This is a genomic window from Mycobacterium sp. UNC410CL29Cvi84 (assembly GCF_000686745.1).
GTDB classification, from domain to species: Bacteria; Actinomycetota; Actinomycetes; order Mycobacteriales; family Mycobacteriaceae; genus Mycobacterium; species Mycobacterium mucogenicum_B.
The window spans coordinates 222,425-248,645 of record NZ_JMLM01000003.1 but is presented as its reverse complement, the minus strand read 5'-3'; the positions used below and the strand labels follow the sequence as shown (position 1 = coordinate 248,645).

Genomic DNA, 26,221 nt, shown 5'->3' with positions numbered 1-26,221 from the left:
TATGACTGGAGCGCCCGGAGTGATCGACCCGCAAACGCTGCTTCTCGGGTTGATGGATCCGGGCAACCGGGCCGACCCGTACCCGCTGTACGAGCGATTCCTCGAGGTCGGGCCGCTGGCGCTGCCCGATGCGAACCTGGTCGTGTTTCCCGGCTTTGCCGAGTGCGACGAGGTGCTGCGGCACCCGGCATCGGCCAACGACCGGTTGAAGTCGACGGTGACGCAGAAGCAGATCGCCGCGGGCCAGCGGCCGGCCCGCCCGTTCGGTGAGCCGGGCTTCCTTTTCCTCGATCCGCCGGATCACACCCGGCTCCGCGGGCTGGCGCAGAAGGCGTTCGCGCCCAAGGTGATCAAGGCCCTCGAGGCCGACATCGCGACCATGGTCGACGGGCTGCTCGAGGGCGTGACGGGCACGATGGACGTGGTGGCCGACCTGGCCTACCCGCTGCCGGTCGCGGTGATCTGCCGGCTGCTCGGCGTTCCGATGGCCGACGAGCCGCTGTTCAGCCGGGCGTCGGCGCTGCTGGCCGGTGGGTTGGATCCCTTCGTGGCAGCGGGCGACGAGGCGGCCGAGGACAACACCGACCTGATGGAGGCCGGTCTCTGGCTGCGCGGATATCTGCGGGACCTCATCGAGCAGCGACGCAGTTCGCCGGGGGAGGACCTGATCTCCGCGCTGATCGCCGCCGAAGAAGACGGCGACCAACTGACCTCCGAAGAGATCGTGGCGACCTGCAATCTGCTGCTGATCGCCGGGCACGAGACGACGGTGAACCTGATCGCCAACGCGGCCCTGGCAATGCTGCGGAACCCGCGGCACTGGGCGGCGCTGGCGACGGATCCGTCGCGGGCGTCGTCGATCGTGGAGGAGACGTTGCGGTTCGATCCGCCGGTGCAGCTGACCAGCCGCGTCGCCGTCGAGGACATCGAGATCGGTGGCGTGGCGGTGCCCAAGGGCGACATCATGATGCTGCTTCTGGCTGCCGCGCAACGGGATCCGCACATGTACGACCGGCCCGGCGAATTCGACCCCGACCGCGGTGTGATCAAGCACCTGGCCTTCGGCAAGGGTCCGCACTTCTGCCTCGGCGCGCCGCTGGCCCGGTTGGAGGCGTCCGTTGCGCTTTCGGCGCTGGCGGCGCGATTCCCGAACGCGCAGTTGGCGGGTGAACCTGTCTACAAGCCCAACCTGACGCTGCGGGGCCTGGCGACCCTGCCCGTCACCGTTTGATCCCGGCCATTACTCTCGCGAACATGCCTTCAGTTCTCGTCACCGGTGCCGGCCGCGGTATCGGGCTGGCCATCACCCAGCACCTCGCCGCCACTGGGTGGGATGTCATCGCCGGAGTGCGCAGCAAGGCCGACGCTGCCGCGGTCGTGGCGCTGGCTCCGCAACGGATTTCGGCGGTGATCCTCGATGTCACCTCCGAAGATGATGTCGCGGCCCTGTCGGCGGCGTTGCCGGACCGGCTCGACGCCGTGGTGAACAACGCCGGCATCGTCGTCGCCGGTCCCGTCGAGACGCTGACCCCCGCGGACTGGCGGAAGCAGTTGGACGTCAACGTGGTCGGTCAGTTCGCCGTGACGGCGGCAGTGCTGCCCAAGTTGCGGGAGTCCCGAGGCCGTGTGGTGTTCATCTCCAGCGTCAACGGTCAGCTGTCGACGCCGATGATCGGTGCCTATGCGGCATCGAAGTTCGCGCTGGAAGCCGGCGCCGAGGCGCTCCGAATCGAACTGCGGCCCTGGGGCGTTCCGGTGGTGGTCGTGGAGCCCGCGCAGACCGATACGGACATGTGGCGCAAGGCCGACGACATGGTCACCGAGCTCGAGGCCGGCGTCTCGCCCGCGCACCAGGCCCTGTACGGCAAGCACATCGCCGGGATGAAGAAGATGGTGCCGCTGTCGCAGAAGATGGCCGTCGACCCGGCGAAAGTCGTTGCGGTGGTGGAGGAAGCGCTCACCGCGCGGCGGCCCAGGGCGCGGTACATCGTCGGGCTGGGGCCCAAGCTGCAAGCCGCCCTGATGACGAACATCCCGGCGTCCGTGCGCGGTTTCATCCTGGCCAAGGTCTTCGGAGTGCCCCGCCGGGTGTAGGACCTGCTGAAGTACCTGATTGCAATCGTGGTTGCGATCTGTCGGCGGTTGTTGCAGTCAGGGACCTCTGACGTCCGCGAGAAGTACTTGGTCTACCCACCCACGCGCTGAGCATTTGACTAGCAATTCCCCTGCGGCAGTTGAGATTGCGCTGACCCAGCAAAAGTTCGAGTAGCGATGTGCGTAGACGCACAGTCAACTGAGCTGGGGGAAGATCCAGGGTTCGCGGGGTAGACGTTGCGGATCGAACTGCGCCAGCATGCCGTCGATTGTCGTGGCGGTATAGCCGAGTGACGCCGCGATCTGCGCCAACGCCGCCCCCGCGCCGATCTCCGAAACCGTCACCGCGCCATCGCGTTTGGCCAGCCTCTTGCCCTCGGCGTTGAGGACGAGGGGCACGTGCGCGTAGACGGGCTGCGAATAACCCAGCAGCGCAGCCAGATACGCCTGTCGCGGCGATGACGGCAGCAGATCGTCGCCACGGACCACCTGGTCGATGCCCTGGGCGGCGTCGTCCACCACGACGGCCAGGTTGTAGGCCGGGACGTTGTCGCCGCGGCGCAGCACGAAGTCGTCGACGACGCCCGTGTACGGTCCGTGCAGCAGGTCGGTGACGGTGTATTCGTATGTGTCCGAACGCAATCGGATGGCCGGCGGTCGGCCTGCGGCGCGGCGCTCGGCGCGCTCGTCGTCGCTGAGGTTCCGGCAGGTGCCCGGGTATGCACCTTCGGGCGCATGCGGTGCGCGCGGTGCCTGCAGGATGTCCTTTCTGCTGCAGAAACATTCGAACGTCAGGCCGCGGGCGGTGAGTTCGTCGACGACGGCGAGATACCGGCCCTCATGTGAGGCCTGGTATTCCGGCGGCTCGTCCCACGTCAGCCCGACGGCCGCCAGGTCGTCAAGTTGCCGCTGCGCCACATCGGGGAACGTGCGGTCATCGAGATCTTCGACGCGTACCAGGAACCGCCGGCCCGTGGACCGCGCGAACAACCACGCCAGCACCGCGGTCCGCACGTTGCCGATGTGCAGATCGGCGGACGGGCTCGGCGCGAACCGGCCGGCGGGGGAATGGGACACGACCGCAATGTAACGCGCCGCGCGATGAGATTGCCCACCCGCGCCGGTCTACGTGAGTATGGAAACCGTGGACCTACCCGTGCAGCCACCGATAGACCCGATGCTGGCCAAGGCCGCCGTGAAGGTACCGGACGAGGCGGGGCTGTGGTCCTACGAGCCGAAATGGGACGGGTTCCGCGCCCTGGTGTTCCGGGACGGCGACGAGGTGGTGCTGCAGTCGCGCAACGGTAAGGAGCTGGGCAGGTACTTCCCCGAGTTGCTCGCGGCGCTGCAGGACGAGATCGCACCGCGCTGTGTGCTCGACGGCGAGGTGGTGGTGCCGCGGGAGATTAACGGCCGCATCCGGCTCGATTGGGAATCGCTCAGCCAGCGCATCCATCCCGCCGCCAGTCGGGTGCAGATGCTGGCCGAGCAGACGCCGGCGCACTTCATCGGATTCGACGCACTGGCCGACGGCAACCGCAGTCTGCTGGCCGAGCCGTTCCGCGTCCGCCGCGCCGCGCTGCAGGACCTGGTGAACGAGAAACAGTGGTGTCACGTCACGCGGGCCACCGAGGACCCCGAACAGGGCGCGCACTGGCTGACCACGTTCGAGGGTGCGGGGCTGGACGGCGTGATCGCCAAACGCCTCGACGGCGCCTACCTGCCGGGCAAGCGGGAGATGGTGAAGGTCAAGCACGCCCGGGACGCGGACTGCGTGGCGATCGGTTACCGCATCCACAAGAGTGGTGAGGGCATCGGCTCGATCCTCCTCGGTCTCTACACCGATGAAGGCAATCTCCACATGGTCGGTGGCGCAGCGTCTTTCACCGTCAAGGACCGCATCGCGCTGCTGGCGGAACTGGAGCCACTGCGCACCGGTGACGCGCAGGACGGTGAACCGAGTCGCTGGAATTCGGCGGCCGACAAGACGTGGATTCCGATTCGCCCGGAGCGGGTATGCGAGGTGGCATACGACCAGATGGAGGGAAACAGCGTGCACGGCCGACGATTCCGGCACACGGTGAAGTTCCGGCGCTGGCGCCCGGACCGGGACCCGCAGAGCTGTACCTTCGACCAACTCGACGTACCGCTGAACTACGACCTGTATGACGTCCTGGAGAATTCGTGATGGCAAGCGCCGCAGAAGAACTCGACGTCGATGGCGTCGCCGTCCGGTTCACCAACCCCGACAAGGTGTACTTCCCGCAGCTCGGGAGCAAGGGCACCAAGCGCACGATGGTCGACTATTACCTCGCCGTCGCCGAGCGGATGGTCACGCTGCTGCGGGACCGGCCCACCCACCTGCAACGGTTCCCTGACGGCATCGAGGGTGAGGAGATCTACCAAAAGCGCGTTCCGGTAAAGCATCCGGACTATCTGAAGACCTGCACCGTGACCTTCCCGTCGGGCCGCACTGCCGACGCGCTCAAGGTGACCCACCCGTCGGCCATCATCTGGGCCGCGCAGATGGGCACCATCACGCTGCACCCGTGGCAGGTGCGCTGCCCGGACGTCGAGCACCCCGACGAACTGCGCATCGACCTCGATCCGCAGCCGGGCACCGGGTTCAAAGAGGCTCGGGAGATCGCGACCGGTGTGCTCAAACCGATCCTCGATGAACTCGGCCTGACCGGGTATCCGAAGACGTCGGGCGGCCGCGGCGTCCACGTCTTCGTCCGGATCAAGCCGGAGTGGGACTTCATCGCCGTGCGCCGGGCCGGTATCGCCTTGGCCCGTGAGGTGGAGCGGCGCGCGCCTGATGCGGTGACGACGTCGTGGTGGAAGGAGGAGCGCGGCGAGCGGCTGTTCATCGACTACAACCAGAACGCGCGGGACCGGACCTTCGCCTCGGCGTACTCGGTGCGCAAGACGCCCATCGCGACGGTGTCGACGCCGCTGTCCTGGGCGGAGCTCGCCGACGCCGATCCCGATGACTACACGATGGCCACCGTGCCGAAGCTGCTCGCAGAGCGTGACGATCCGTGGGCCCACATCGACGACGTGGCGCATTCCCTGGAGCCGTTGCTCGAGATGGTGCAGGCCGATGAGGACCGGGGGCTGGGGGATCTGCCGTATCCGCCGAACTATCCCAAGATGCCGGGGGAGCCGAAGCGGGTGCAGCCGAGCAAGGACCGGGACCTCAAGGGGTCCTAGGGCGAGGTGATCACGGGGAACACGTGTGCGCCGCGCCCTGCGGGCTGGGCAGTGCCTGCAGATCGTCGGTGCCGCAGCCGAGCGCCGTTCCCAGGACCATCAGTGCCAGCACGGCGAGGTAGCGAAGCGGTTTCCCGGGCGCAAAACGACTATTCAACTGGTGTCCCGACGAGTCGCTGACGCCAACTGAAATATTTTGCTGTTGTCGCACGATGCCACCTCGTAAGCATGAATATCACCTGGTAACCGGCACCCTACCGGTCGGCACGGTTTAGTAGCCAAAAATCGCCGAACAAGTTCGCTGAGATCGTGCGTCTGCGCATATTGACGTTCGTGTGGGCCCCGAGGCCATCCACTGGGTAGATTGCTGCCCATGACTGGAAGCTGGGGCACCGTGTTGACCGGGCTGGTACCGCTCGGACTGGTGGTGGCGCTGTCGCCGATCACCGTCATCCCGGCGGTGTTGGTCCTGCAGGCGCCGCGACCCCGGCCGACAGGTCTGGCGTTCCTCGCCGGCTGGGCCGTCGGGCTGGCCGTGGTGACGGCCGTCTGCGTCCAGGCCTCGCATCTGCTCGGCGGCGCGCACCATGACCACAAGTCGCCGCCCGAATGGGCTTCGTGGCTGCGGGTGGTGCTGGGCGCCGCGCTCATCGTCTTCGGCGTCTATCGCTGGTTCACCCGGCACAACAGCACTGATTCACCGGGCTGGATGAAGAAGATCGCGACCGTCACCCCGGCCCGTGCGGCGGCGATGGGCGTGGCGCTGGTCGTGGTGCGCCCCGACGTCGTATTGATCTGTGTGCCAGCCGGATTGGCGATCGGCACCGCGGGGCTCGGCATCGAGGGTGACTGGCTGGCTGCGGCCTTCTTCGTGATCGTCGCCGCGTCGACAGTGGCGATCCCGACACTGGCCTACGCCATCGCCGGTGCCCGACTCGATGACACGATGCGGCGACTCAAAGACTGGATGGAGAAGAACAACGCCGCGTTGATGGCCGTGATCATGGTCGTCATCGGGGCGATGGTGCTCCACAACGGCGCGCGTGCGCTCGGGTGGCTCTAGGAAGCGCGCGGCTCAACCGCAATGGGCCGGAGAAACCCCGTGCGCGCTGCCGAGCGAATGCTCAGGTCAAATCGCTGAGCATCCGCCGACAGTGTGAAGAAAGATTTGTGGGCTGGTGCGAAGCGTTCCGCACCAGCCCACTGAGCTTTACGGGCTTAGTTAGACCGCGGTGACTCCGGTTGCGGCCGGGCCCTTGCTGCCCTGACCGACCTCGAACTCGACCCGCTGGCCCTCGTCGAGGGTGCGGAAACCGTTGCTACGGATTTCCGAGTAGTGGACGAACAGATCCTTGGAGCCGTCGTCGGGAGTGATGAAGCCGAAGCCCTTCTCACTGTTGAACCATTTCACAGTTCCCTGTGGCATATACCAACTTCTCTCATGTAGAGCAGGACGTTAGGAAGAAAACGTCCGCGGGCATCGTAGCTCAGTTCGATATCGCTCCGCACCCTGAACTGCACATATCGATGCCAGGTGTGAACCGGCATCGCGCTGGGTACGGGACCACTAGGAGTGCGCCGGCCTCCGCTTCATGCCGGCCCCGGTACGGAAGTGACGGACATGCGACTGGTGGCAGCCGTGCTCGCCGTCGTTTCCGTCGTCATGGCGGGGGCCTGCGCGCCCGCACAGCGCGTTGACCTGGGCCGGGACGCGGGATACCTCATCGCGGCGATCTCCGGTGAACCCGACCAACTCGACCCGCAGAAGACCAGCGCGTACTTCTCCTTCGAGGTTCTCGAGAACGTCTTCGACACCCTGGTGGAGCCGGACGCCGATCTGACCATGCGGCCTGCCCTCGCGCAGTCGTGGGATGTCACGCCTGATCAGCGGACCTGGACGTTCCACCTGCGCCCCGGGGTGACGTTCCACGACGGCAGCCCCCTCACCGCGGCCGACGTCGTCTACTCCTACCGGCGGATCATCGACGGCAAGCTCGCCAACGCCGACAAGCTCAGCGCTGTCACCGACGTCGCGGCGGCCGACGACCACACGGTCCGGATCACCGTGGCCCACCCGACGCCGAATCTGCTGACCAATCTCGGCGGGTTCAAGGGTGTGGCGATCGTGCAGCGCCGCAATGTCGAGGACGGGCAGATCGCCAGCCACCCGATCGGCACCGGGCCGTTCGCGTTCGTCAGCCAGCGCAGTGGAGATGCGATCACGCTGCGCGCAAATCCGCGCTACTGGGCCGGCGCCCCGCGGATTCCGGGTGTGACGTTCCGCTTCATCAGCGAGCCGTCGACGGCGCTGTCGGCGCTGCAGGCCGGTGAGATCGACTGGACCGACACGGTGCCGCCGCAGCGGGTCGCCCAGCTGCGGGGCGACGATTCGATCCACCTCGCGGTGACGCCGAGCAATGATTACTGGTACCTGGCGCTCAATGAAGCCCGGCCGGCGTGGCAGGACGTCCGGGTGCGGCAGGGCATCGCGTACGCCGTCGACCGGGCGTCGATCGTGCAGGCCACCAGTTACGGTGCGGCGCAGGCCAATCAGCTCGCGATCCCGCAGGGCAACCCGTGGTACACGCCCTACGACAAGTACCGCTACGACATCGAGCACGCCAAAGCGCTACTGCGGGAGGCCGGCTCGGCGCCGGCCGCGATGGACCTGTTGGTCACCAGCGAGTACCCGCAGACGGTGACCGCCGCCCAGGTGATCGCCGACAACCTTGCGCCGCTGGGCATCCGGGTCACCATCCGCACCGTCGATTTCGGGACGTGGCTCGACGAACAACACAGCGGCCACTTCGACATGCTGATGATGGGCTGGCTCGGCAACATCGACCCCGACGATTTCTACTACGCGCAGCACCACACCGGCGGTGCGAGCAATGCCCAGAAATTCTCGGACCCGCGCGTCGACGCGCTGCTGGACGCCGGCCGGACCGAGACCGATCAGCAAGCGCGGCACCAGGATTACACGCAGGCGGCGACGCTCATCGCGGACCAGGTGAGCTACCTCTACCTGTACAACCCCGCGGTGGTCCAGGCGTGGTCACCGCGGCTCACCGGCTATGAGGCCAGGCGCGACAAGGCGATTCGGTTCCGGGACGCGGTCCTCGGCGGTGACCGGACATGACCATCCTGCGGTTCCTGGCCCGTCGGCTCGTCTACTCACTGGTGGTCCTGGTGGGCGTACTCATCGTGGTGTTCGCCCTGGCCCATCTGGTCCCCGGTGACCCGGTGCGCATCGCCTTGGGGACGCGGTACACGCCCGAGGCGTACGACGCCCTGCGCCACGCGAGCGGTCTGGATCGGCCACTGCCCGCCCAATTCGTCAGCTACCTCGGCCATGCCGCGGCGGGCAACCTCGGCGTCAGCTTCCGCAGCGGCGACCCGGTGGCCCAGGTGCTGGCCGAGCGGTTGCCCGCCACCGTCTCCCTGGCCGTGGTCGGCATCGTGCTGGCCCTGGCGATCGCGCTGCCCGCCGGCATCTACGCCGCCGCGCACGAGGGCCGGCTCAGCGACGTGATCGTCCGGATCACAAGCCAATTCGGGGTGTCCGTGCCGGACTTCTGGCTGGGCATCCTGCTCATCTCGCTGTTCTCCACGACGCTGGGCTGGTTGCCGACATCGGGCTACCGGCCGCTGTTCGACGATCCGACGGGCTGGTTGCGCCACGTGATCCTGCCGGGCCTGACCGTGGGTCTGGTGGCCGCGGCGATCATGACGCGCTACGTCCGCTCCGCCGTCCTGGAGGTGTCGGCGATGGGGTACGTCCGGACCGCGCGCTCGAAAGGCCTGTCGCCACGGGTGATCACGCTGCGGCACGTCGTGCGCAATGCGCTGGTGCCCATCCTCACCATCACCGGTATCCAGCTGGCGACGATCCTCGGTGGCGTCATCGTGGTCGAGGTGGTGTTCGCCTGGCCGGGTTTGGGCCGGCTGGTCTACCTCTCGGTGGCCGCCCGCGACTACCCCGTGATCCAGGGCGCCGTGCTGCTGATCGCGGTCCTGTTCCTGGCCGTCAACCTGGTGGTGGATGTGCTGTACGCGCTTGTCGATCCGCGGATTCGGCTGTCATGAGGCTGCCCACCAATCCCGTCACGGTGATCAGCGCCGCTATCGTGGTCGTCGCTGTCGTGGTCGCACTGGGTGCCACCTGGCTGGCGCCGTACGGCATCAACGACGTCGACGTACCGCAGGCGCTGCGGCCGCCGAGTGGCGCGCACTGGTTCGGCACCGACGAACTGGGCCGCGATGTGTTGTCCCGGGTGCTGACGGGCTTGCAGGCGTCGATGACGGTCGCGGTGGTCAGCGTGGTGTGCGCGGCCCTGGTCGGCACGGCGCTGGGCGTCCTGGCCGGATACCGCGGTGGCTGGCTGGACACCGTGGTGATGCGGGTCGTCGACGTGATGTTCGCGTTCCCGGTGCTGCTGTTGGCCATGGCGATCGTCGCGGTGCTGGGTCCGGGCCTGGGCACGACGATCGCGGCGATCGGCATTGTCTACGTGCCGATCTTCGCGCGGGTGGCGCGGGCCAGCACCCTGGCGGTGCGCGAGGAGCCCTACGTGGCGGTGTCGCGCACGATGGGCACCGGGACGGCCTACATCCTGGCCCGGCACATCCTGCCCAACATCACCGGTCCGCTCATCGTCCAGACCTCGCTGTCGCTGGCGTTCGCCATCCTGTCCGAGGCCGCGCTGTCCTTCCTCGGGCTGGGCATCCAGCCGCCGCAGCCGTCACTGGGCCGGATGATCTTCGATTCGCAGGGTTTCGTCACCCTGGCCTGGTGGATGGCGGTGTTCCCCGGCGCGGCGATCGTCGTCATCGTGCTGGCGTGCAACCTGCTCGGAGACGGGCTGCGCGATGTCCTGGATCCCAAGCAGCGCACCATGATCGAGGCACGGCGGCGATCATGAGCGTGCTGTCGGTCGACAACCTGTCCGTCCGGATCGGGCGCCGGGACATCGTGCGCGGTGTCTCGCTGGCGGTCGAGCCCGAGCAGACGCTCGGCATCGTCGGCGAGTCCGGTTCGGGGAAGTCGACGACGGTGCTGGCCGCGACCGGACTGGTCGACGCACCCGGTGCGCGCGTGGCCGGCTCGAGTGTCCTTGCCGGACAACAGGAACTCGTCGGCGCCCCGGCGCGGACGTTGCGGCGCGTGCACGGCGGCCGGATCGGCTTCGTCTTCCAGGATCCCGGGACCTCACTGAACCCGCTGCTGACCCTCGAACGGCAGATCACCGAATCGCTTGAGACACATCGGCATCTGACCCGCCGGCGCGCCGGCGGGCGCGCCCTGGAACTCCTGGAGGCCGTCGGCCTGCCCGACCCGGGGCGGCGGCTGCGCAGCTATCCGCATCAGCTCTCGGGTGGCCAGCGTCAGCGGGTGATGATCGCGATCGCCCTGGCCTGCGACCCTGAGCTGCTGATCGCCGACGAGCCGACGACGGCCCTCGACGTCACGACGCAGGCCCAGATCATCGAGCTGGTGCGGGAGCTGCAGCGCGACTTCGGCACCGCGGTGGTGTGGATCAGTCACGACCTGGGGGTGATCGGCGAGGTCGCCGACACCGTCACCGTGCTGCGCGGCGGCGAGGCCGTCGAGCAGGCACCGGTCGACGCGATCTTCGATGCGCCGCAGCAGGCCTACACCCGCGAATTGCTTGATGCCAGGCCGGTTTTGGGGCATCCCGCCCGCGACGTCCCGGACACCCCGACACTGCTCGACGTCTCCGATCTGGATGTCAGGTTTCCCGTGAGCACGCCGACGGGCCGGATGGTGGTCCACGCGGTGAAGGACGTGTCGTTCCGCATCCGCCGGGGGACGACGCTCGGGCTGGTGGGGGAGTCGGGTTCGGGGAAGTCGACCGTGGCGGCCGCGCTGACCGGTCTGGTCGCGCCCGATGGCGGTCGCGCACTCCTCGACGGCACCGACGTGCTGACGGTCAAGCGCCGGGACCGCAAGGCGGTACGCCGCCGGATCGGTCTGGTCTTCCAGGATTCGTTCTCGTCGCTGAATCCCCGTATTCCGGTGGGTCTTTCGATCGCCGAGCCTTTGGCGGAAGGGGACCGGCGGGCGCGGGTACGTGAGTTGCTGGACTCCGTCGAGCTGCCGGCGGACTATGCGGCACGGTATCCGCACGAACTGTCGGGCGGTGAGCGGCAGCGCGTCAACATCGCCCGGGCGCTGGCCGTGGCGCCCGAGCTGTTGATCCTCGACGAGGCCACGGCGTCACTCGATGTCTCGGTGCAGGCCAAGGTGCTGGACCTGCTGACGAGACTGCAGCAGGAACGTGACCTGACCTACCTGTTCATCGGCCACGACCTGGCCGTGATCGAGCGGATGAGCCACGACGTCCTGGTGCTGCGCGGGGGCGAAACGGTGGAATACCGCTCTGCCGCCGAGTTGTTCGCGCACCCGGAGCATGAGTACACGCGCGCGTTGCTCGCCGCTGTGCCTCCGGCGCGTCCGGGGCGTGCAACGATGACCTGATGCGCGCGGTGATCTTCGAGCAATTCGGTGGGCCGGTGGACGTCCGGTCGGTTGCCGACCCGACGCCGTCGCCCGGCGGTGTCGTGGTGCAGGTGCACGCGACCGGGTTGTGCCGCAGCGACTGGCACGCCTGGGCCGGGCACGACGACGGCGTCGCCCTCCCGCACGTGCCGGGGCATGAATTGGTCGGAGAAGTGGTCGCCGTCGGCGCCGACGTCCGGCGCTGGCAGGTCGGTGACCGGGTCACCACACCGTTCGTGTGCGGGTGCGGCACCTGCGAATGGTGTGCCGGCGGCCAGGCGCAGGTGTGTCCCGACCAGACCCAGCCGGGTTTCACCCACTGGGGCTCGTTCGGTGAATACGTGGCGCTGCACGCGGCGGACACGAATCTCGTTGCGGTGTCGGAAGATATCGATGATGCCGCAGCGGCTGCGCTGGGCTGCCGGTTCGCCACCGCCTACCGCGCGCTGCGGGCCCGTGCCGACGTCAAGCCCGGCGAGTGGGTCACGGTGATCGGCGTCGGGGGCGTGGGCCTCAGCGCCGTCCAGGTGGCGGCCGCCGCCGGCGCCAACGTCATCGCCGTCGACCGCACCCCGGCCGCACTGGAACTCGCGCGCAGCCTCGGGGCGGCTGAGACCGTCCTCGCCAACGGCGCCGACGTGGCGCCCGCGGTGCACGAGATCACCGGCGGCGGCAGCCATGTCGCGGTCGACGCGGTGGGCACCGCCGGGACGTGCGCCGATGCGATCCACAGCCTGCGCCGGCGGGGGCGCCATGTGCAGGTGGGGTTGCTGCCCAATGTCGACGGGCATCCGCAGGTACCCATGGATCGCGTAATCGCTTGGGAATTGGATGTTTTGGGCTCGCATGGCATGGCCAGCGCGGACTACCCCGAGATGCTGGGCCAGGTTGCGGCGGGCAAGTTGCGCCCGCAGGCGTTGGTCGAGCGGGTGGTGGGGCTAGCCGAAGGCGCGCGCCTGCTGCCGGAGTTCGGCGCCGCCAGCCCCGTGGGAGTCACGCTGATCGACCCCCGCCTGGCGTGACGGTCAGGGGACCGGCACACCTTCGCGCAGGAAGTACACGCCCGCGATGGTGCCATCCGGGTGAATCTTCACCCGGAACTGGCCGGGCATGCGGTCCATCTGCAGTGGGACGTTCACCACGGTGAGGTCGCCGCGCGGCGTGTCCTCGGGGCCGCCGTGCGACTGGTACGTCCCGAACGTGCGCTGGTAGCCGTCCCACACCTGTTGTAATGCCTTGGGGGACAACCGCTTCTGCAGCTCCGGATCGAACCGGGCGGTGACGGCGGCGTAGTTGCCCGCTGCGATGTCGTCGATGGTGGTCAGCGCCACCTGGTCGGGGGCGTCAGCCGCCGTCGCCACTGGTGCCGCGCCGAGTGCGACGCCGATTCCGAGCGCCGTGATCGCGGCTGCCACTGTGCTCCGACGCTGATGCTTGGACTGTTCTCCCCGCCACATGAGGGCCAGCCTATGCGCTCGCGCCCCATTTGCCATTGACGAGACCCCGGGTACCGCCTAGTTTTGACTACGTACGTTGTCAACGGTGACAAGGAGTGCGCACGATGTCCCTGCCGATCCCGGCACGTCATCCCGACCGGCCGCAGCCGGTACCCGCGGCGATCAGTTCGTTCGCCACCGTGCTGGCCATCGGGAAACCCGATGCGGCGCAGTGGCAGCGGCTCGGCGAGCGCCTCAACGCCGGCGACGAACCCATGGATTCCCTGGTCGCCTGGATGTCGGAGGTGGGGACGAAGCAACTGCGGCCGTTGTTCGACCGTGCGCTCACCGACGGCATCGCCAGCGTGCCGGAGGCGCCCGAGCCACTGCGTCGGTTCTTCGACGAGGTTGAGGCCACGCCGGACTGGGTCGACCCTGAAGCGCTGCGGATCGGGCAGCGGACGCTGCGCCGCGGCGGGGCCGACGGCATGTACATCGCCCGGGACGTGGCGCTGCTGGGCGGCTACCAGTTCTCCGGTTTCAACCAGACCCTGCTGCGCACCGGAGCCCTGGAAAAAGGCTCCAACCAGCGGTTCGCCGAGACCATGCAGTGGGCGCTCGACGTGATCGAGGACGGCGGGCTGGAGAAGTTCGGTTCCGGATACCGGTCCACCGTCCGCGTCCGCTTCGTGCACGCGATGGTGCGCAAACACGTGCAGGCGATGCCGGACTGGCGCGCCGAGCAGTGGGGTCTGCCTGTCAATCAGACCGACATGGCGGCCACGCTGGTCGGCGCCCTGATCGCGCCGGTGCTCGGCGGCCTGGCCATGGGCATCGTCGCCACGCCCGCCGAGCTGAGCGCCATCGCCCATCTCACGCGGTACGTGGGCTGGCTGATGGGTGTGCAGGATGAATGGCTGCCGCGGTCCTTCCGGGACAGCGTCCGCATCCTCTATCACACGTCCACCGCGCTGGCCGTCTCCGACGAGACCACCAAACAGCTGTCCGTTCCGATGGCGCGTGACCCGCTGAGCTGGCATTACCGCGGTGCGGCGGGCCTTCGTCGGCGGCTGGCCTGGGCACAGCACCTGTCGGTCACGACGGCCTTCCTGGGCCCGCGGGTGATGCGCCCGCTGGGGCTGCCGGCCTACATGCCGCCGTGGTATCCGATGCTCCGCATCCCCGTCAACGGTCTCCGCAGCATCGCGGCCCTGGGTCTGCCGGGCGGTTCGGACCGTGCCGCCGACCGCGGTTTTCGTGAGCAGAAGGCTCTGCTGCGCACCATGATCGGCGGGAATGAGGCGACCATCGGGGCGTCGGCGTCCCACCTGCGTGGGGTGGCGTGAGGGCTGAGTACTACGGCAGCGGTGCGACGGGTGCGACGTAAGCCGGCTCCACGGGCGCCGGGTCGCGCCAGGCGTGACTGCCGGACATCAACGCCACGGTGAATGCCTCCAGCAGTCCGACCACGACGACGGGCCACATGGCGCCGGCCAGCACGCTGGTGAGGATCTGGTGGTCGGGCTGCTCGTCGTTGCTGAATCGGCGGCCGAGGAGATACGTCGCAAGGGTCACGACAGCCCATATCGCTGTGTAGGCCTCCACGTAGAGGTGGACCACTGGGCTACTCCCTTTGACCGGGTAACCGCCGCGTGAACAGCTGTGACCGAAGGCTCATTTGCAACTGAATGTGTCGCCAATCTAACTCGCGAAAATGCCCTCGCCAAGGGCTTCGCCGGCCAGCAAAACGGCATTTCGGCACGTCAGGGCGCTGTGGCAAATAGCCATAACCCTCGGTACCCGGTTACCGCCGGTATCCAGCTACTTTTACGGATTAGTAGATTTTTTTGCCAGAAAGTTACGTGTCAGGACGTGAGGACGGCTTTGGCGGTGTGCTGCTGGCCCGCGCGGTCGATCCAGAACAGCTCGACGACGTCGCCGGGGTAGTGCCGGTCCAGCACGCTGGTGAGCGCACCCGCCGAGCTCACCGTGACGGCGTCGATGCTCACCAGCACGTCGCCCGGGACCATCCCGGCGATTTGCGCGGGGCCGCCGCTGATGACGTCGCGGATCAGCACGCCGGGCAATTGCGAGTGCTCGTCGGTGCCGCCGACACCGACGCCGAGCAGCGTCGGCTGCCCGATGTGGATGTTGTTGGACGCCGCACCGGCGCGGATCTGCGCGGCCGTCGCCAGCGCCTCGTCGATCGGGATCGCGAAGCCCTCACCGCCCGGACCCATGTGGAAGTTCAGCGTCGCCGCGACCGTCATCCCGACTACCCGACCGTCGGCCGACACCAAGGGGCCGCCCGAGTCGCCGGCGCGGACCGGGGCCGCGAACTGGATCAGGCCCGTCACCTGCTCGGAACTGCCCGTCAACTCGTCCTTGGCGGTGATGGTGCGGTTAAGTCCGATGACGTGGCCGGCCTCGTGGGTCAGTGAGTTGCCGCTGCCGTCGGCGTTGCCCAGTGCGACGACCTCGTCGCCGACGGCCACCGTCGCCGAATCGCCCAGCGGGGCGACGGGCAGGTCGGCTGCGCCGCGCAGCTGCAGCACCGCGATGTCATGGTGCCGGTCGTAGCCGACCAGGTCGGCGCGGTACGGCCGCCCACCTACGGTCGCGGTCACCTTGTCGGCGCCCTGAACGACGTGGAAGTTGGTCAGCAGTGCGCCGCCCGCGTCCAGGACGAAGCCGGTGCCGGCGCCGATGGCGTGCTGGTAGTTGATGATGGTGTCGACGCGCGCGGTCGCGGGTTCGACGACAGCTGCGGCCTGGGACGCGTCAGCATGGGTGACGGGGGCGAGGCTGACGGTGGCCGCGGCAACGGCTACCGCGGTGACCGCGGTGCCGAGCCGACGGCAGAAGCGGAACCCGCCCATGTGCTGTCCTCCGGACTGCGAGGTGATGGCCCTGAAAGTAGGCCCTTAGGCTCCGCGCCCGAACAAGCCGGAACCTTTGCCGGAGCGGCGGTTGCGCAGCTTACCGGCGGGGGCGTCGTCAGTGGCCGTTTCTTCCGCCTCGTCCTCGTTGGTGTCGGCGGTCTCTTCGCCGGACGTCTTGGCCGCTTCATCGGATTCTGCGGCGTCGGCGTTACCGGCATCGTCGGCTTCGGTGGTCTCGGCCGCGTCTTCGGCCTTGTCCTTGCTCTCTTCTTCGGCCTCGGCTTCGGTCTCAGTCTCGCTCTCATCGCCGGCTTCGGCGACTTCAGCGGCGACGGCCGGGGCCTCATCGGCGGCCTTGTCGTCCTTGCGTCGGCCGCGGCGCTTGCTGTCGTTGACCTTCAGGGGGGCCGGCGGCGGGGGCGGCAGTTCGGCGACGAAGGCCAGGTAGAACGCCAGGGCGGCGAGCAGAGCCAGGCCGGCCGCGCCGCCGTAGATGCCGAACAGCCAGGTGCCGGCCTGGTCCAGGGTCAGCCAGATCTCGCTGATCGCGGCGCCGACGATCAGGACGCCGGCCGCGATGTGCAGGACGATCGACCAGGTGCGCAGGGTCAGCGCCAGCTGCGGGGTGCCGTACTCCGGCAGGGCGGTGCGCTGGCGGGTGAACAGGACCGGCAGCGCCGACAACGCGACGATCAGGCCGCAGACGATGCGCATCGCGGTGCCGAGGGTGTGCGACCAGTCGCCGGTCAGCTCATTCCAGCGCGGCAGCGCGAAGAAGAAGTACAGCAGCCCGGCAAGGATGAGGAACGACGCGTGCCAAATGATCGCTACCGGCCGCCGCATACTGCTCCTTGAGGGTTTTCGCTCTGATAGTGGGCCGGGGTGCGACCTGCTTGTCAGCTGGTCGCACCCCGGACCGAGTGCGGAGGATAGGGGATTTGAACCCCTGAGGGCTGTTAACCCAACCCGCGTTCCAGGCGAGCGCCATAGGCCACTAGGCGAATCCTCCGTCGACAAGGGTACCCGACCCAGATCCGACGCCCTACTCGTGTGCCACTGGGTGGGTACTACACTCGTGGCCGGACCCCGCGCGGCGTCCATCCTGTGAACTCCCCCAGGGCCGGAAGGCAGCAAGGGTCAACGGGCTCTGGCGGGTGCGCGGGGTCCCCTATGTTTTCGCGATCTGATGCGAAAGGCGCGCCGTGTCGTTTCTGTCCCTCGGCCGTGACGAATTGCAGGCCCAGCACGATCTGCAACAGCGCAATTACGCCGAACTGCAGGCCCGCAACCTCACGCTCGACCTGACCCGCGGCAAGCCGTCGGCCGAGCAGCTCGACCTGTCGAACGCCATGCTGAGCCTGCCGGGGGACACTCCGGCCTCGTACCTGGACGGCAACGGCACCGACACCCGCAACTACGGCGGTCTGCACGGCCTGCCCGAGCTGCGGGCCATCTTCGGTGAACTGCTCGGCCTGCCCGTGCAGAACCTGATCGCCGGCAACAACGCCAGCCTCGAGCTGATGCACGACGTCATCGTCTTCTCGCTGCTGCACGGCGGTGTCGATTCGCCGCGCCCCTGGGTGCAAGAACCCGTCCTGAAGTTCCTGTGCCCGGCGCCCGGGTACGACCGGCACTTCGCGATCACCGAGAGCTTCGGCATCGAGATGATCCCGGTCCCGATGCTCGAGGACGGCCCCGACGTCGACCTCATCGAGGAACTCGTCGCCGCCGACCCGGCGATCAAGGGCATGTGGTGCGTGCCGGTCTTCGGTAACCCGACCGGCGTCACCTACTCCTGGGAGGCCACCCGGCGCCTCGTGCAGATGCAAACGGCGGCACCGGATTTCCGGCTGTTCTGGGACAACGCCTACGCCGTGCACACGCTGACGCACGAGTCGGTGCAGAACGTCGACGTCGTCGGCCTGGCCGCCACCGCGGGCAACCCGAACCGGCCGTACGTGTTCGCCTCGACATCCAAGATCACCTTCGCCGGGGCCGGCGTCAGCTTCTTCGGCGGCTCGCTCGGCAACATTGCCTGGTACCTGCAGCACGCCGAGAAGAAGACCATCGGCCCGGACAAGGTCAACCAGCTGCGGCACCTCCGGTTCTTCGGTGACGCCGACGGCGTGCGGCTGCACATGCAGCGGCACCAGGCGCTGATGGCGCCGAAGTTCGCGGCGGTCGCCGAGATTCTCGACGACCGGCTCAGCGAGTCGAAGATCGCGTCGTGGACCGACCCCAAGGGCGGCTACTTCGTCAGCCTGGACGTGTGGCCCGGCACCGCGAAGCGGACCGTGGCGCTGGCCAAGGACGCCGGCATCGCGGTGACCGCCGCCGGCGCGTCGTTCCCGTACAAGAAGGACCCGGAGGACAAGAACATCCGGATCGCGCCTTCCTTCCCGCCGCTGCCCGATCTGCGCCTCGCCATCGACGGCCTGGCGACGTGCGCGCTGCTGGCCGCGACCGAGGTGCTGCTCAAGGACTGAGGTCCCCGCCTGCGCTCTGCGTTGACCCTGTACCCAGGGCGCATTCGTGCGAGTGCGGTGCGCCGTGGCGTCAGGATCAACGGGTGTCACTGCCGTCCCCACGCTGACTCTGTACTGAGGGCGCAGTTGTGCGAGTAGCGGGGTGCGTAGATGCAGGGTCAATCGAGTTGCGGTGGTCGCGTACGCCGAGCCTGACTGCACGGCGATCTGCGGCCTGATCTTCGGCCACCACGTCAGGTTCGCGGAAGCTGAGCCGGCCGGTAGCCGGCCTACAGCCGGTCGACGACGTCCTTCGCTTCTTTCAGGCCAAGGCCCGTTTCCTCGCGCAGACGCTTGATGGCCTGGATCTTCTGGCCGGCCGCCGCCAGTCGCCTGACTTCAGGGCTGACGCCGGTGCCGCCGTAAGACTGCCGGTGCGGCTGGGGCGCCGGCGCGGCGTTGCCGCTGTAGGCCGCCTGTTCCAGAGCGGCCACCCGGCGTTCCAGTTCGGTGAGCCGGTTCAGCAGATCGTCGTACGAGAGGTCGCCTGAGCGTCCGAACAGTCCCATGCGTGCCAGTGTGGTGGATTGACTCGGCTCTTGCGTTGACTGCGAACTGACGCCGCATTTGTGCGAGTAGCGGCCTGCGTGGATTCGCAGTCAACGGGCACCAGAGCACGAGTCGGACCCGCTCGGTAGCCTTCTCCCGTGGCTCTCTACCGCAAGTACCGACCGGCAAGTTTCGCTGAGGTTGTCGGGCAGGAGCATGTCACCGAGCCGCTGTGCAACGCGCTGGAATCGGGCCGCATCAACCACGCCTACCTGTTCTCCGGGCCGCGTGGCTGCGGTAAGACGTCGTCGGCGCGCATCCTGGCCCGCTCACTGAACTGTGAGCAGGGGCCGACGGCCAATCCGTGCGGCGAGTGCCATTCGTGCGTGGCGCTGGCGCCGAACGGGCCGGGCAACATCGACGTCGTCGAGCTCGACGCCGCCAGCCACGGTGGCGTGGACGACACCCGTGAACTCCGGGACCGGGCGTTCTACGCGCCGGCGCAGTCGCGGTACCGCATCTTCATCATCGACGAAGCGCACATGGTGACCAATGCCGGTTTCAACGCGCTGCTCAAGATCGTCGAGGAGCCGCCGGAGCACCTGATCTTCGTGTTCGCCACCACGGAGCCGGAGAAGGTGCTGCCGACCATCCGGTCGCGTACCCATCACTACCCGTTCCGGCTGCTGCCGCCGAAGACCATGCGCGGCCTGCTGGAGAAGATCTGCACGCAAGAAGACGTACAGGTCGACGACGCGGTCTACCCCTTGGTCATCCGCGCGGGCGGCGGTTCGCCCCGCGACACGTTGTCGGTGCTCGACCAGCTGCTGGCCGGGGCCGAGCAGAACCGCGTCGTGTATCAGCGGGCGCTGTCGCTGCTGGGTGCGACCGACCTCGCACTGATCGACCGTGCGGTCGACGCGCTGGCCGCCGGCGACGGCGCGGCGCTGTTCGGCGCCGTGGAGTCGGTGATCGACGCCGGGCACGACCCGCGCCGCTTCGGCACCGACCTCCTGGAGCGGTTCAGGGATCTGATTGTCCTGCAAGTGGTTCCGGACGCCGCGGCCCGCGGTGTGGTCGACGCACCGGACGACGTCCTGGAGCGCATGCGGGACCAGGCCGCGCAGATCGGCACCGCCACGCTGACCCGCTACGCCGAGGTGATGCACGCCGGGCTGGGGGAGATGCGGGGCGCGACGGCACCCCGGCTGCTGCTCGAAGTGGTGTGCGCCCGGCTGCTGCTGCCGTCGGCCAGTGACACCGAAGCCGCTCTGCTGCAACGCATCGAGCGCATCGAGACCCGGATGAACGTCTCGATCCCGGCCTCGGAGGCTGGGACCGTGGCTGCCCCGCGTCCCGCCGCGGTGGCGGCTCCGGCCCCCGCCACGGCACCGGCCGCAGAGTCGTACGCGGAGGCGCCGCCGGCTCCGGCTGCCCCGTCTTCGGCGGCGGGCGGCCGGCAGTTCATGCGGAGAAGCCAAGCACCGCAATCAGTTTCGGCACCTGAACCGGAGCCCGCGCCCCCGGCGCCGCCCGCACCCCCGGTATCGCGGCCCGAGCCGCGTCCGGCCCCCGAACCTGCGCCGGTTCAACGTGAAACATCACCTGAACCCGTCGCCCCGCCGGCACCCGCACCGGCAGCCGCGGCGCCCGTGCAGCCGGCCGCCGCGACACCCGGTGAGCCCGATGCCGCCGCGGTGCGGGCCATGTGGACGACGGTGCGCGAGAAGGTCCGCATGCGCAGCCGCTCGCTGGAAGCCATGCTCATGGAGGCGACGGTCCGCGGTATCGAGGCCGACACCCTGGTGTTGGCGCACCCGGCCCCGCCGCTGGCGAGACGCCTCAGCGAGCAGCACAACGCCGACGTCATCCGCGAGGCACTCAAGGACGCGCTCGGCGTGAACTGGCGGGTGCGGTGCGACGCCGGTGCCGCACCTGCGGGGGTGGTCGGGGCCCCGTCGGCCGGTTCCGCTCCGGCGGCAGCTTCGCGCCCCGCGGCTCCGACGCCCGAGCAGCAGGCCGCTGTGGAGCGGGCCGAAGAAGAGGACATGCTGGCCGACGCCGCCAACGACCGGGGTACGGACGTGCCCCGGCGCGATCCTGAAGAGGTGGCGCTGGAACTGCTCAAGAGCGAGCTGGGCGCCCGGCCCATCGGGGAGTAGTCAGGGCGTCCACCACGGACGCAGCGGCAGCCCGCCGTTGGCCCCGTGCTCGTCGAGTTTGACGGCCAGAACCTGGTGCAGCTGAACGACATTGGTCTCGAATCCCACGCGCGACCCGGCCATGTACATGCCCCAGACCTTGGCTGTGGCCAGGCCGACCTCGGCGACCGCGTCGTCCCAGTTCTGCACCAGGTTGGCGCACCAGTCGCGCAGCGTCAGGGCGTAGTGCGGGCGCAGGTTCTCCTCGTGCAGCACCTCGAGCCCCACATCCTGGGCGGTGGCGATGATCCGCCCCGAGCCGGTCAGCTCGCCGTCGGGGAAGACGTAGCGGTCGATGAACCCGCCGATGTTCCCGGGACGGTTGTGCGGCCGCGTGATGCAGTGGTTGAGCAGCAGCCCGCCGGGGCGCAGCCGGTCGTGCAGGAACCGGAAGTACGCCGGGTAGTTGGCGACGCCGATGTGCTCGGTCAGGCCGATCGAGGACACCGCGTCGAAGTTCCCTTCCCGCACATCGCGATAGTCGCCGTGCCGGACCTGCGCGAGGTCTGCCAGGCCCTCGTCGGCGATGGCGCGCTGCGCCCAGGCGGCCTGCTCCGCAGACAGCGTCACACCGGTGGCCCGGACACCCCGCCGGGCGGCGTAGCGGACCATGCTGCCCCAGCCGCAGCCGACGTCGAGCAGCCGGTCTCCGGGCTGCAGCCGCAGCTTGTCGAACACCAGCCGGTACTTGTTCTCCTGGGCTTCCTCGAGCGTGGCGTCCGGGCTCGGGTAGCAGGCGCAGGTGTACGTCATCGACGGGCCGAGTACCCGCTCGTAGAACGCATTCGACACGTCGTAGTGGTGGTGGATGGCCTCGGCGTCCCGGATTCGGCTGTGCCGCAGCCCTTCCGCCATCCGGCGCCATTTGGGCAACGCCTCCTGCGGTGGCGGGGCGATCGGCAGCAGGTGCTCCAATCCGATGGACCGCACGATGTTCGCCAGCACCCGGATCGGCGGGCGCTTGAACTCGACTTTGTCGGCCAGCGCTTTGAGCAGCTCGTACGGGTCGCCCGGATGCACGCCCAGAGGCGCCAGATCGCCTGCGACGTAGGCGCGCGCCAGACCCAGGTCGCCGGGCGCGGTCGCCAGGTAGGTGGTGCCGCGCGGGGTGAGCAGGCTCAGTCCCAGTTCGGCGTCTTCGGGGCCGGCCGAACTGCCGTCGTACGCCTCGAATTTGAGGGGCAGCCGACCACTCGAGAAGCTCTCCAGGACCTCGGCCAGGGTGAGCTTGCCGTCGGTCGTCCCTCGGTCGTCAGTTGTCGTCATTGCCGTTGTACCGCCTTCGCATAGAGACCTAGTAGCCGCGATTCGGGGTCGTAAACGTCTTTGACCTTCTGGTATTCGGCGCCGCCGTAGCGCCGGTCGAAATCCTCGCGCGAGTAGAACGACTCGGAGTACAGGGATTTGTGGCCGCCGCACTCGTCGACCTTGTCCTCGATCAAGCGGTTCGTCTCGCCGGCCACCCGTCCGGCCGGGACCGACGACCAGAACCCGACGTTGACGTAGTTGCGGTGGGGCTGGATCGGATACAGCGGCCAGTGGGTGTCGCCGCGTAACCGCAACGGGCACAACCAGATCGGGGTGATGGGCACGCGCGCCAGGAACCACTCGAGAAAGTCGACGACGCGCTCGACCGGCACCTCGACGTCCTGCACCACCCGCTCGCGCAACGGTTGTTTCGGGGCCAGGAGGCTGCGGCGCTCGATCCGGTCGGCAATGCGGAAGCGCTGGTCGAGGCCCACCAGCTTCCAGTAGACGCTGCTGCGCCGGTACCGGCGGGGCCACACCCGCCGGATGAGCGGGCGTTGCGCGCCGAAGGCCGCCGAACACCAGAACCAGTCGGTGTCCCAGCGCCAGAGGTAGTCCTGCGTGGTGAGCCGGTCGTGCCGCTCGCCGGAGTCGTGCTGGATGGAGCGGTAGAAGATCTGCCGGCCGGTGTAATCGCTGACCGGGCCGTCGGTTCCGGTCTTCATGCCCAGGCACAGGTAGCTCTCGTCGGGCCCGAACACGACGCCGTCGAGGTAGTCCACCGGCACGCCGTCGTAGCCGCCGGTGTCGAGAATGCGCTGCAGCTCGTCGACGAGATCGGCCACCCGGTGAAAGCGCAGGTGCCGCAGCTTGACGAACGGTCGCACCGGCTCCAGCTCGATGCGCAGCCGTACGGAATAGCCCAGCGTCCCATAGGAATTCGGGAATGCGTAGAACAGGTCGGAGTGGGTGTGCGGTGATGCCCGGATGAGTTCGCCGGCGCCGGTGAGAATGTCGAGCTCCTGGACGGACTCGTGCGGCAGGCCGTTGCGGAACGACGTCGACTCGATGCCCAGCCCGGTGACCGCGCCCCCGAGGGTGATGGTCTTGAGCTGCGGCACGACCAGCGGGGCCAGGCCGAACGGCAGCGTCGCGGCGACCAGCGTCTCGTAGGTGCACATGCCCTGCACGTCCGCGGTGCGGGTCTCGGTGTCGACGGCCAGTACGCCGGTCAGCCCCGAGACGTCGAGCCCCTTGGTCTTGGTGCGCGCACGCGCCCGGAAAAGGTTCGATGTCGGCTTCGCCAGCCGCACCGTCGTGCCCCGTGGGATCGCGCGGTAGCTGTCCAGGAGACGCTGCACGGCCGCCTCGTGGGCGGCCGTCGCGTCGATCGCGACAGCAGTCACACATATACGCTAGACCGAGACCGCGGTCCTCGCGACCGCAAGGGAAGCCGTATGAACAGGAGTTTTACCTGATGGGACAGGTCAGTGCGTCCAGCACCGTGTTGATTCTCGCCGAGCCGGAGAAGGTGCTGGCAGCAGTCGCCGACTACCAGACGGTGCGCCCGAAGATCCTCTCGTCGAACTACAGCGGCTATCAGGTGCTCGAAGGTGGACAGGGTGCCGGCACCGTCGCCACCTGGAAGCTGCAGGCCACCAAGAAGCGCTCGCGTGAGGTCAAGGCCACGGTCGACGTCGCCGGCAAGAGCGTCATCGAGAAGGACGCCAACTCGTCGATGGTGACCACGTGGACCGTCGCCCCGGCGGGCACCGGCTCGACCGTCACCGTCAAGACCGCGTGGCAGGGCGCCGGCGGTATCGGTGGCTTCTTCGAGAAGACCTTCGCCCCGCTGGGTCTGCGCAAGATCCAGGACGAGGTCCTGGGCAACCTGAAGAAGGTTGTCGAAGGCTAGTCCTTCGGCGCACGGAGATTCTTTTCGCGGCCAGTCGGTCGCCCGGTGATCCGTCGGGCGACTAGGCTGGCGCGCACACCCGATCATCGAAACACCGCGGCTGAGCCGCGAATCAAACCAAGGGGATCGTCATGCAACCCGGTGGCCAGCCCGATATGTCCGCGCTGCTCGCTCAGGCGCAGCAGATGCAGCAGCAGCTCATGGCGGCGCAGGAGTCCCTGGCCACCTCGTCGGTGGTCGGTCAGGCCGGTGGCGGTCTGGTCAAGGTCACCATGATGGGCAGCGGTGAGATCACCGCGCTCACCATCGACCCGAAGGTCGTCGACCCCGACGACATCGAGACGCTGCAGGACCTCATCGTGGGTGCCCTGGGCGACGCCTCCGAGCAGGTGACGCTGATGGCGCAGCAGCGCCTCGGCCCGCTGGCCGGCGGCATGCAGGGCATGGGCCTGCCCGGGTTCTGATGTGTTTGAAGGACCCGTACAGGATTTGATCGACGAACTCGGCAAGCTGCCGGGGATCGGGCCGAAGAGTGCCCAGCGCATCGCGTTCCACCTGCTGTCGGTGGAGCCGCCGGACATCGACCGGCTGACCGCGGTGCTGAACCGGGTGCGCGACGGCGTCAAGTTCTGTGCGGTGTGCGGCAACGTGTCCGATGACGACAGGTGCCGCATCTGCAGCGACCCGCGCCGCGACGGCTCCCTGGTGTGTGTCGTCGAGGAGCCCAAGGACGTCCAGGCGGTGGAGCGCACCCGTGAATTCCGCGGGCGTTACCACGTGCTGGGCGGCGCGCTGGATCCGCTGTCCGGCGTCGGGCCGGAACAATTGCGAATTCGCGAGCTGCTCAACAGGATTGGGCAGCGGGTCGACGGTGTGGACATCGTCGAGGTGATCATCGCGACCGACCCCAACACCGAGGGCGAGGCCACGGCCACGTACCTGGTGCGCATGCTGCGGGACATCCCGGGGCTGACGGTGACGCGCATCGCGTCCGGTCTGCCGATGGGTGGCGACCTCGAGTTCGCCGACGAGCTGACGCTGGGCCGCGCCCTGGCCGGCCGTCGCGCCATGGTCTGACGCGCGGCACGGCGGCCTCATCCGCGAGACGGCTGTGCGGGTTTAACTCTCGCCTCGCCGAAACCGCATTCGGTCTGGCCTCTCCACCCATTTTTCCTGCAAAATTACCGTTTCGTCAGATTTGGCTAACGAGCCGGCGCGGTCCGCGCGGGGTGTGTACTGGGAAGTCCGTACCGCTATCGGCATCGGGCAAATAACTTCGCCAAAGTTGTTGTTTCCTTGGGGATTTCGCGCCGATCGCGCGAATGTGGCGCGCGGCGTTCCGTTGGCAAACACGTGTGTGGGAACACAGTGTGGGCATGTAGCATTCGCCCACGGGCCAACCGTGGGATCGGAAGACCCAATTATCTTGAGCGTCAATTCTTTTGGGGAGCACCATGAGCACCAACCCGTTCGATGACGACAATGGCACCTTTTTTGTGTTGGTCAACGACGAGGAGCAGCACAGCCTGTGGCCCACGTTCGCGGACGTTCCCGAGGGTTGGCGAGTGGTGCACGGCGAAGCCGACCGTGCCTCGTGCCTGGAGTACATCGAACGGGAATGGACCGACATCCGGCCCAAGAGCTTGCGTGACCGACTGTCGGTTGGCCAGCGACTCTGAGCGTTCGTTAGTTCAGGGG

Annotated in this window: 27 protein-coding genes, 1 tRNA gene and 1 other RNA gene; 18 read left to right on the top strand and 11 right to left on the bottom strand. The window is 68.2% G+C overall.

What is annotated here, in order from left to right:
- Nucleotide 1: 1 nt before the first annotated feature.
- The gene (locus BR47_RS0107230; RefSeq protein WP_029119062.1) at nt 2-1,231 is read left to right on the top strand and encodes a cytochrome P450; all 1,230 of its coding nucleotides are present in this window, start codon (nt 2-4) and stop codon (nt 1,229-1,231) included.
- Between the two features lie 23 nt (nt 1,232-1,254).
- On the top strand, nt 1,255-2,094 hold the full coding sequence (locus BR47_RS0107225; RefSeq protein ID WP_029119061.1) for an SDR family NAD(P)-dependent oxidoreductase: 840 nt from the start codon (nt 1,255-1,257) through the stop codon (nt 2,092-2,094).
- Nucleotides 2,095-2,289: 195 nt separating this feature from the next.
- Here the strand turns inward: BR47_RS0107225 and gluQRS are convergent, their stop codons facing one another.
- Nucleotides 2,290-3,171 (bottom strand): tRNA glutamyl-Q(34) synthetase GluQRS, encoded by an 882-nt coding sequence (gene gluQRS / locus BR47_RS0107220; RefSeq protein WP_029119060.1) that lies wholly within the window; start codon nt 3,169-3,171, stop codon nt 2,290-2,292.
- Nucleotides 3,172-3,229: 58 nt separating this feature from the next.
- Between gluQRS and BR47_RS0107215 the strand changes: the two genes are divergently transcribed.
- Nucleotides 3,230-4,282, top strand: coding sequence for an ATP-dependent DNA ligase (locus BR47_RS0107215; RefSeq protein WP_029119059.1), 1,053 nt, complete (start codon nt 3,230-3,232; stop codon nt 4,280-4,282).
- The gene (gene ligD, locus BR47_RS0107210) at nt 4,282-5,307 is read left to right on the top strand and encodes a non-homologous end-joining DNA ligase (RefSeq protein WP_029119058.1); all 1,026 of its coding nucleotides are present in this window, start codon (nt 4,282-4,284) and stop codon (nt 5,305-5,307) included. Before BR47_RS0107215 ends, ligD begins: the two co-directional genes overlap by 1 nt.
- A gap of 10 nt (nt 5,308-5,317) precedes the next feature.
- Here the strand turns inward: ligD and BR47_RS32955 are convergent, their stop codons facing one another.
- Nucleotides 5,318-5,464, bottom strand: a complete 147-nt coding sequence (locus BR47_RS32955) for a hypothetical protein (RefSeq protein WP_155987059.1) — start codon at nt 5,462-5,464, stop codon at nt 5,318-5,320.
- A gap of 216 nt (nt 5,465-5,680) precedes the next feature.
- Here BR47_RS32955 and BR47_RS0107200 point away from each other — a divergent pair, with 216 nt between their 5' ends.
- Nucleotides 5,681-6,370, top strand: coding sequence for a GAP family protein (locus tag BR47_RS0107200; protein ID WP_029119057.1), 690 nt, complete (start codon nt 5,681-5,683; stop codon nt 6,368-6,370).
- A 159-nt stretch (nt 6,371-6,529) separates the two neighbouring features.
- Here BR47_RS0107200 and cspE read toward each other — a convergent pair whose 3' ends face one another.
- Nucleotides 6,530-6,733, bottom strand: coding sequence for a transcription antiterminator/RNA stability regulator CspE (cspE, locus tag BR47_RS0107195; RefSeq protein WP_020101067.1), 204 nt, complete (start codon nt 6,731-6,733; stop codon nt 6,530-6,532).
- Between the two features lie 195 nt (nt 6,734-6,928).
- Between cspE and BR47_RS0107190 the strand changes: the two genes are divergently transcribed.
- From BR47_RS0107190 to BR47_RS0107170, 5 genes are read left to right on the top strand one after another with little or no spacing between them, the layout of a single operon-like run.
- Nucleotides 6,929-8,446 carry an ABC transporter substrate-binding protein gene (locus BR47_RS0107190; RefSeq protein ID WP_029119056.1) on the top strand — a complete coding sequence of 506 codons (1,518 nt, stop codon included), beginning with the start codon at nt 6,929-6,931 and terminating at the stop codon, nt 8,444-8,446.
- Nucleotides 8,443-9,393 carry an ABC transporter permease gene (locus tag BR47_RS0107185; protein ID WP_029119055.1) on the top strand — a complete coding sequence of 317 codons (951 nt, stop codon included), beginning with the start codon at nt 8,443-8,445 and terminating at the stop codon, nt 9,391-9,393. Before BR47_RS0107190 ends, BR47_RS0107185 begins: the two co-directional genes overlap by 4 nt.
- Entirely contained in the window at nt 9,390-10,229 is an 840-nt protein-coding gene (locus tag BR47_RS0107180; RefSeq protein WP_029119054.1) for an ABC transporter permease, read from the top strand. Before BR47_RS0107185 ends, BR47_RS0107180 begins: the two co-directional genes overlap by 4 nt.
- The gene (locus BR47_RS0107175) at nt 10,226-11,806 is read left to right on the top strand and encodes a dipeptide ABC transporter ATP-binding protein (RefSeq protein ID WP_029119053.1); all 1,581 of its coding nucleotides are present in this window, start codon (nt 10,226-10,228) and stop codon (nt 11,804-11,806) included. Before BR47_RS0107180 ends, BR47_RS0107175 begins: the two co-directional genes overlap by 4 nt.
- A complete protein-coding gene (locus tag BR47_RS0107170) occupies nt 11,806-12,849 on the top strand; it encodes a zinc-binding dehydrogenase (protein ID WP_029119052.1) in 1,044 nt (347 codons plus the stop codon). Before BR47_RS0107175 ends, BR47_RS0107170 begins: the two co-directional genes overlap by 1 nt.
- Nucleotides 12,850-12,852: 3 nt before the next feature.
- On the opposite strand, the gene BR47_RS31955 is transcribed toward BR47_RS0107170, so the two are convergent.
- On the bottom strand, nt 12,853-13,242 hold the full coding sequence (locus BR47_RS31955; RefSeq protein ID WP_029119051.1) for a DUF3887 domain-containing protein: 390 nt from the start codon (nt 13,240-13,242) through the stop codon (nt 12,853-12,855).
- A gap of 146 nt (nt 13,243-13,388) precedes the next feature.
- Here BR47_RS31955 and BR47_RS0107160 point away from each other — a divergent pair, with 146 nt between their 5' ends.
- Entirely contained in the window at nt 13,389-14,609 is a 1,221-nt protein-coding gene (locus BR47_RS0107160) for an oxygenase MpaB family protein (protein WP_029119050.1), read from the top strand.
- A 10-nt stretch (nt 14,610-14,619) separates the two neighbouring features.
- On the opposite strand, the gene BR47_RS0107155 is transcribed toward BR47_RS0107160, so the two are convergent.
- From BR47_RS0107155 to BR47_RS0107140, 4 genes are all read right to left on the bottom strand, one after another.
- Nucleotides 14,620-14,883 (bottom strand): hypothetical protein, encoded by a 264-nt coding sequence (locus BR47_RS0107155; RefSeq protein WP_029119049.1) that lies wholly within the window; start codon nt 14,881-14,883, stop codon nt 14,620-14,622.
- Between the two features lie 245 nt (nt 14,884-15,128).
- Nucleotides 15,129-16,142: a S1C family serine protease gene (locus tag BR47_RS0107150; protein WP_029119048.1), complete on the bottom strand. Its 1,014-nt coding sequence runs from the start codon at nt 16,140-16,142 to the stop codon at nt 15,129-15,131.
- A gap of 45 nt (nt 16,143-16,187) precedes the next feature.
- Complete coding sequence (gene lucA, locus BR47_RS0107145; protein ID WP_029119047.1) at nt 16,188-16,988, bottom strand: lipid uptake coordinator LucA; 801 nt, start codon at nt 16,986-16,988, stop codon at nt 16,188-16,190.
- A gap of 80 nt (nt 16,989-17,068) precedes the next feature.
- Nucleotides 17,069-17,154 (bottom strand) — tRNA-Ser (locus tag BR47_RS0107140).
- Between the two features lie 68 nt (nt 17,155-17,222).
- Here BR47_RS0107140 and ffs point away from each other — a divergent pair.
- Both ffs and BR47_RS0107135 read left to right on the top strand, forming a co-directional pair.
- An RNA gene (gene ffs / locus BR47_RS32455) (signal recognition particle sRNA small type) lies at nt 17,223-17,319 on the top strand.
- 28 nt (nt 17,320-17,347) lie between these two features.
- Nucleotides 17,348-18,631: an aspartate aminotransferase type Ic gene (locus tag BR47_RS0107135; protein ID WP_020101056.1), complete on the top strand. Its 1,284-nt coding sequence runs from the start codon at nt 17,348-17,350 to the stop codon at nt 18,629-18,631.
- Nucleotides 18,632-18,900: 269 nt separating this feature from the next.
- On the opposite strand, the gene BR47_RS34105 is transcribed toward BR47_RS0107135, so the two are convergent.
- Complete coding sequence (locus BR47_RS34105) at nt 18,901-19,179, bottom strand: ribosomal protein bL12 (protein WP_029119046.1); 279 nt, start codon at nt 19,177-19,179, stop codon at nt 18,901-18,903.
- 138 nt (nt 19,180-19,317) lie between these two features.
- On the opposite strand from BR47_RS34105, the gene BR47_RS0107125 reads away from it, so the two are divergent.
- Nucleotides 19,318-21,321: a DNA polymerase III subunits gamma/tau gene (locus BR47_RS0107125; RefSeq protein WP_029119045.1), complete on the top strand. Its 2,004-nt coding sequence runs from the start codon at nt 19,318-19,320 to the stop codon at nt 21,319-21,321.
- Here the strand turns inward: BR47_RS0107125 and BR47_RS0107120 are convergent, their stop codons facing one another.
- Together BR47_RS0107120 and BR47_RS0107115 are read right to left on the bottom strand one after the other, a co-directional pair.
- Nucleotides 21,322-22,626 (bottom strand): class I SAM-dependent methyltransferase, encoded by a 1,305-nt coding sequence (locus BR47_RS0107120; protein ID WP_020101053.1) that lies wholly within the window; start codon nt 22,624-22,626, stop codon nt 21,322-21,324.
- Nucleotides 22,623-24,014: an FAD-binding oxidoreductase gene (locus BR47_RS0107115; RefSeq protein WP_029119044.1), complete on the bottom strand. Its 1,392-nt coding sequence runs from the start codon at nt 24,012-24,014 to the stop codon at nt 22,623-22,625. Before BR47_RS0107115 ends, BR47_RS0107120 begins: the two co-directional genes overlap by 4 nt.
- 71 nt (nt 24,015-24,085) lie before the next feature.
- Between BR47_RS0107115 and BR47_RS0107110 the strand changes: the two genes are divergently transcribed.
- The 4 genes from BR47_RS0107110 (at nt 24,086) to BR47_RS0107095 (ending at nt 26,202) form a co-directional block, all read left to right on the top strand.
- On the top strand, nt 24,086-24,523 hold the full coding sequence (locus BR47_RS0107110) for an SRPBCC family protein (RefSeq protein ID WP_020101051.1): 438 nt from the start codon (nt 24,086-24,088) through the stop codon (nt 24,521-24,523).
- Nucleotides 24,524-24,654: 131 nt separating this feature from the next.
- A complete protein-coding gene (locus tag BR47_RS0107105; protein ID WP_029119043.1) occupies nt 24,655-24,987 on the top strand; it encodes a YbaB/EbfC family nucleoid-associated protein in 333 nt (110 codons plus the stop codon).
- Nucleotide 24,988: 1 nt separating this feature from the next.
- Nucleotides 24,989-25,600: a recombination mediator RecR gene (recR, locus tag BR47_RS0107100; protein ID WP_029105128.1), complete on the top strand. Its 612-nt coding sequence runs from the start codon at nt 24,989-24,991 to the stop codon at nt 25,598-25,600.
- A gap of 377 nt (nt 25,601-25,977) precedes the next feature.
- The gene (locus BR47_RS0107095; protein ID WP_020101048.1) at nt 25,978-26,202 is read left to right on the top strand and encodes an MbtH family protein; all 225 of its coding nucleotides are present in this window, start codon (nt 25,978-25,980) and stop codon (nt 26,200-26,202) included.
- Nucleotides 26,203-26,221: the final 19 nt, after the last annotated feature.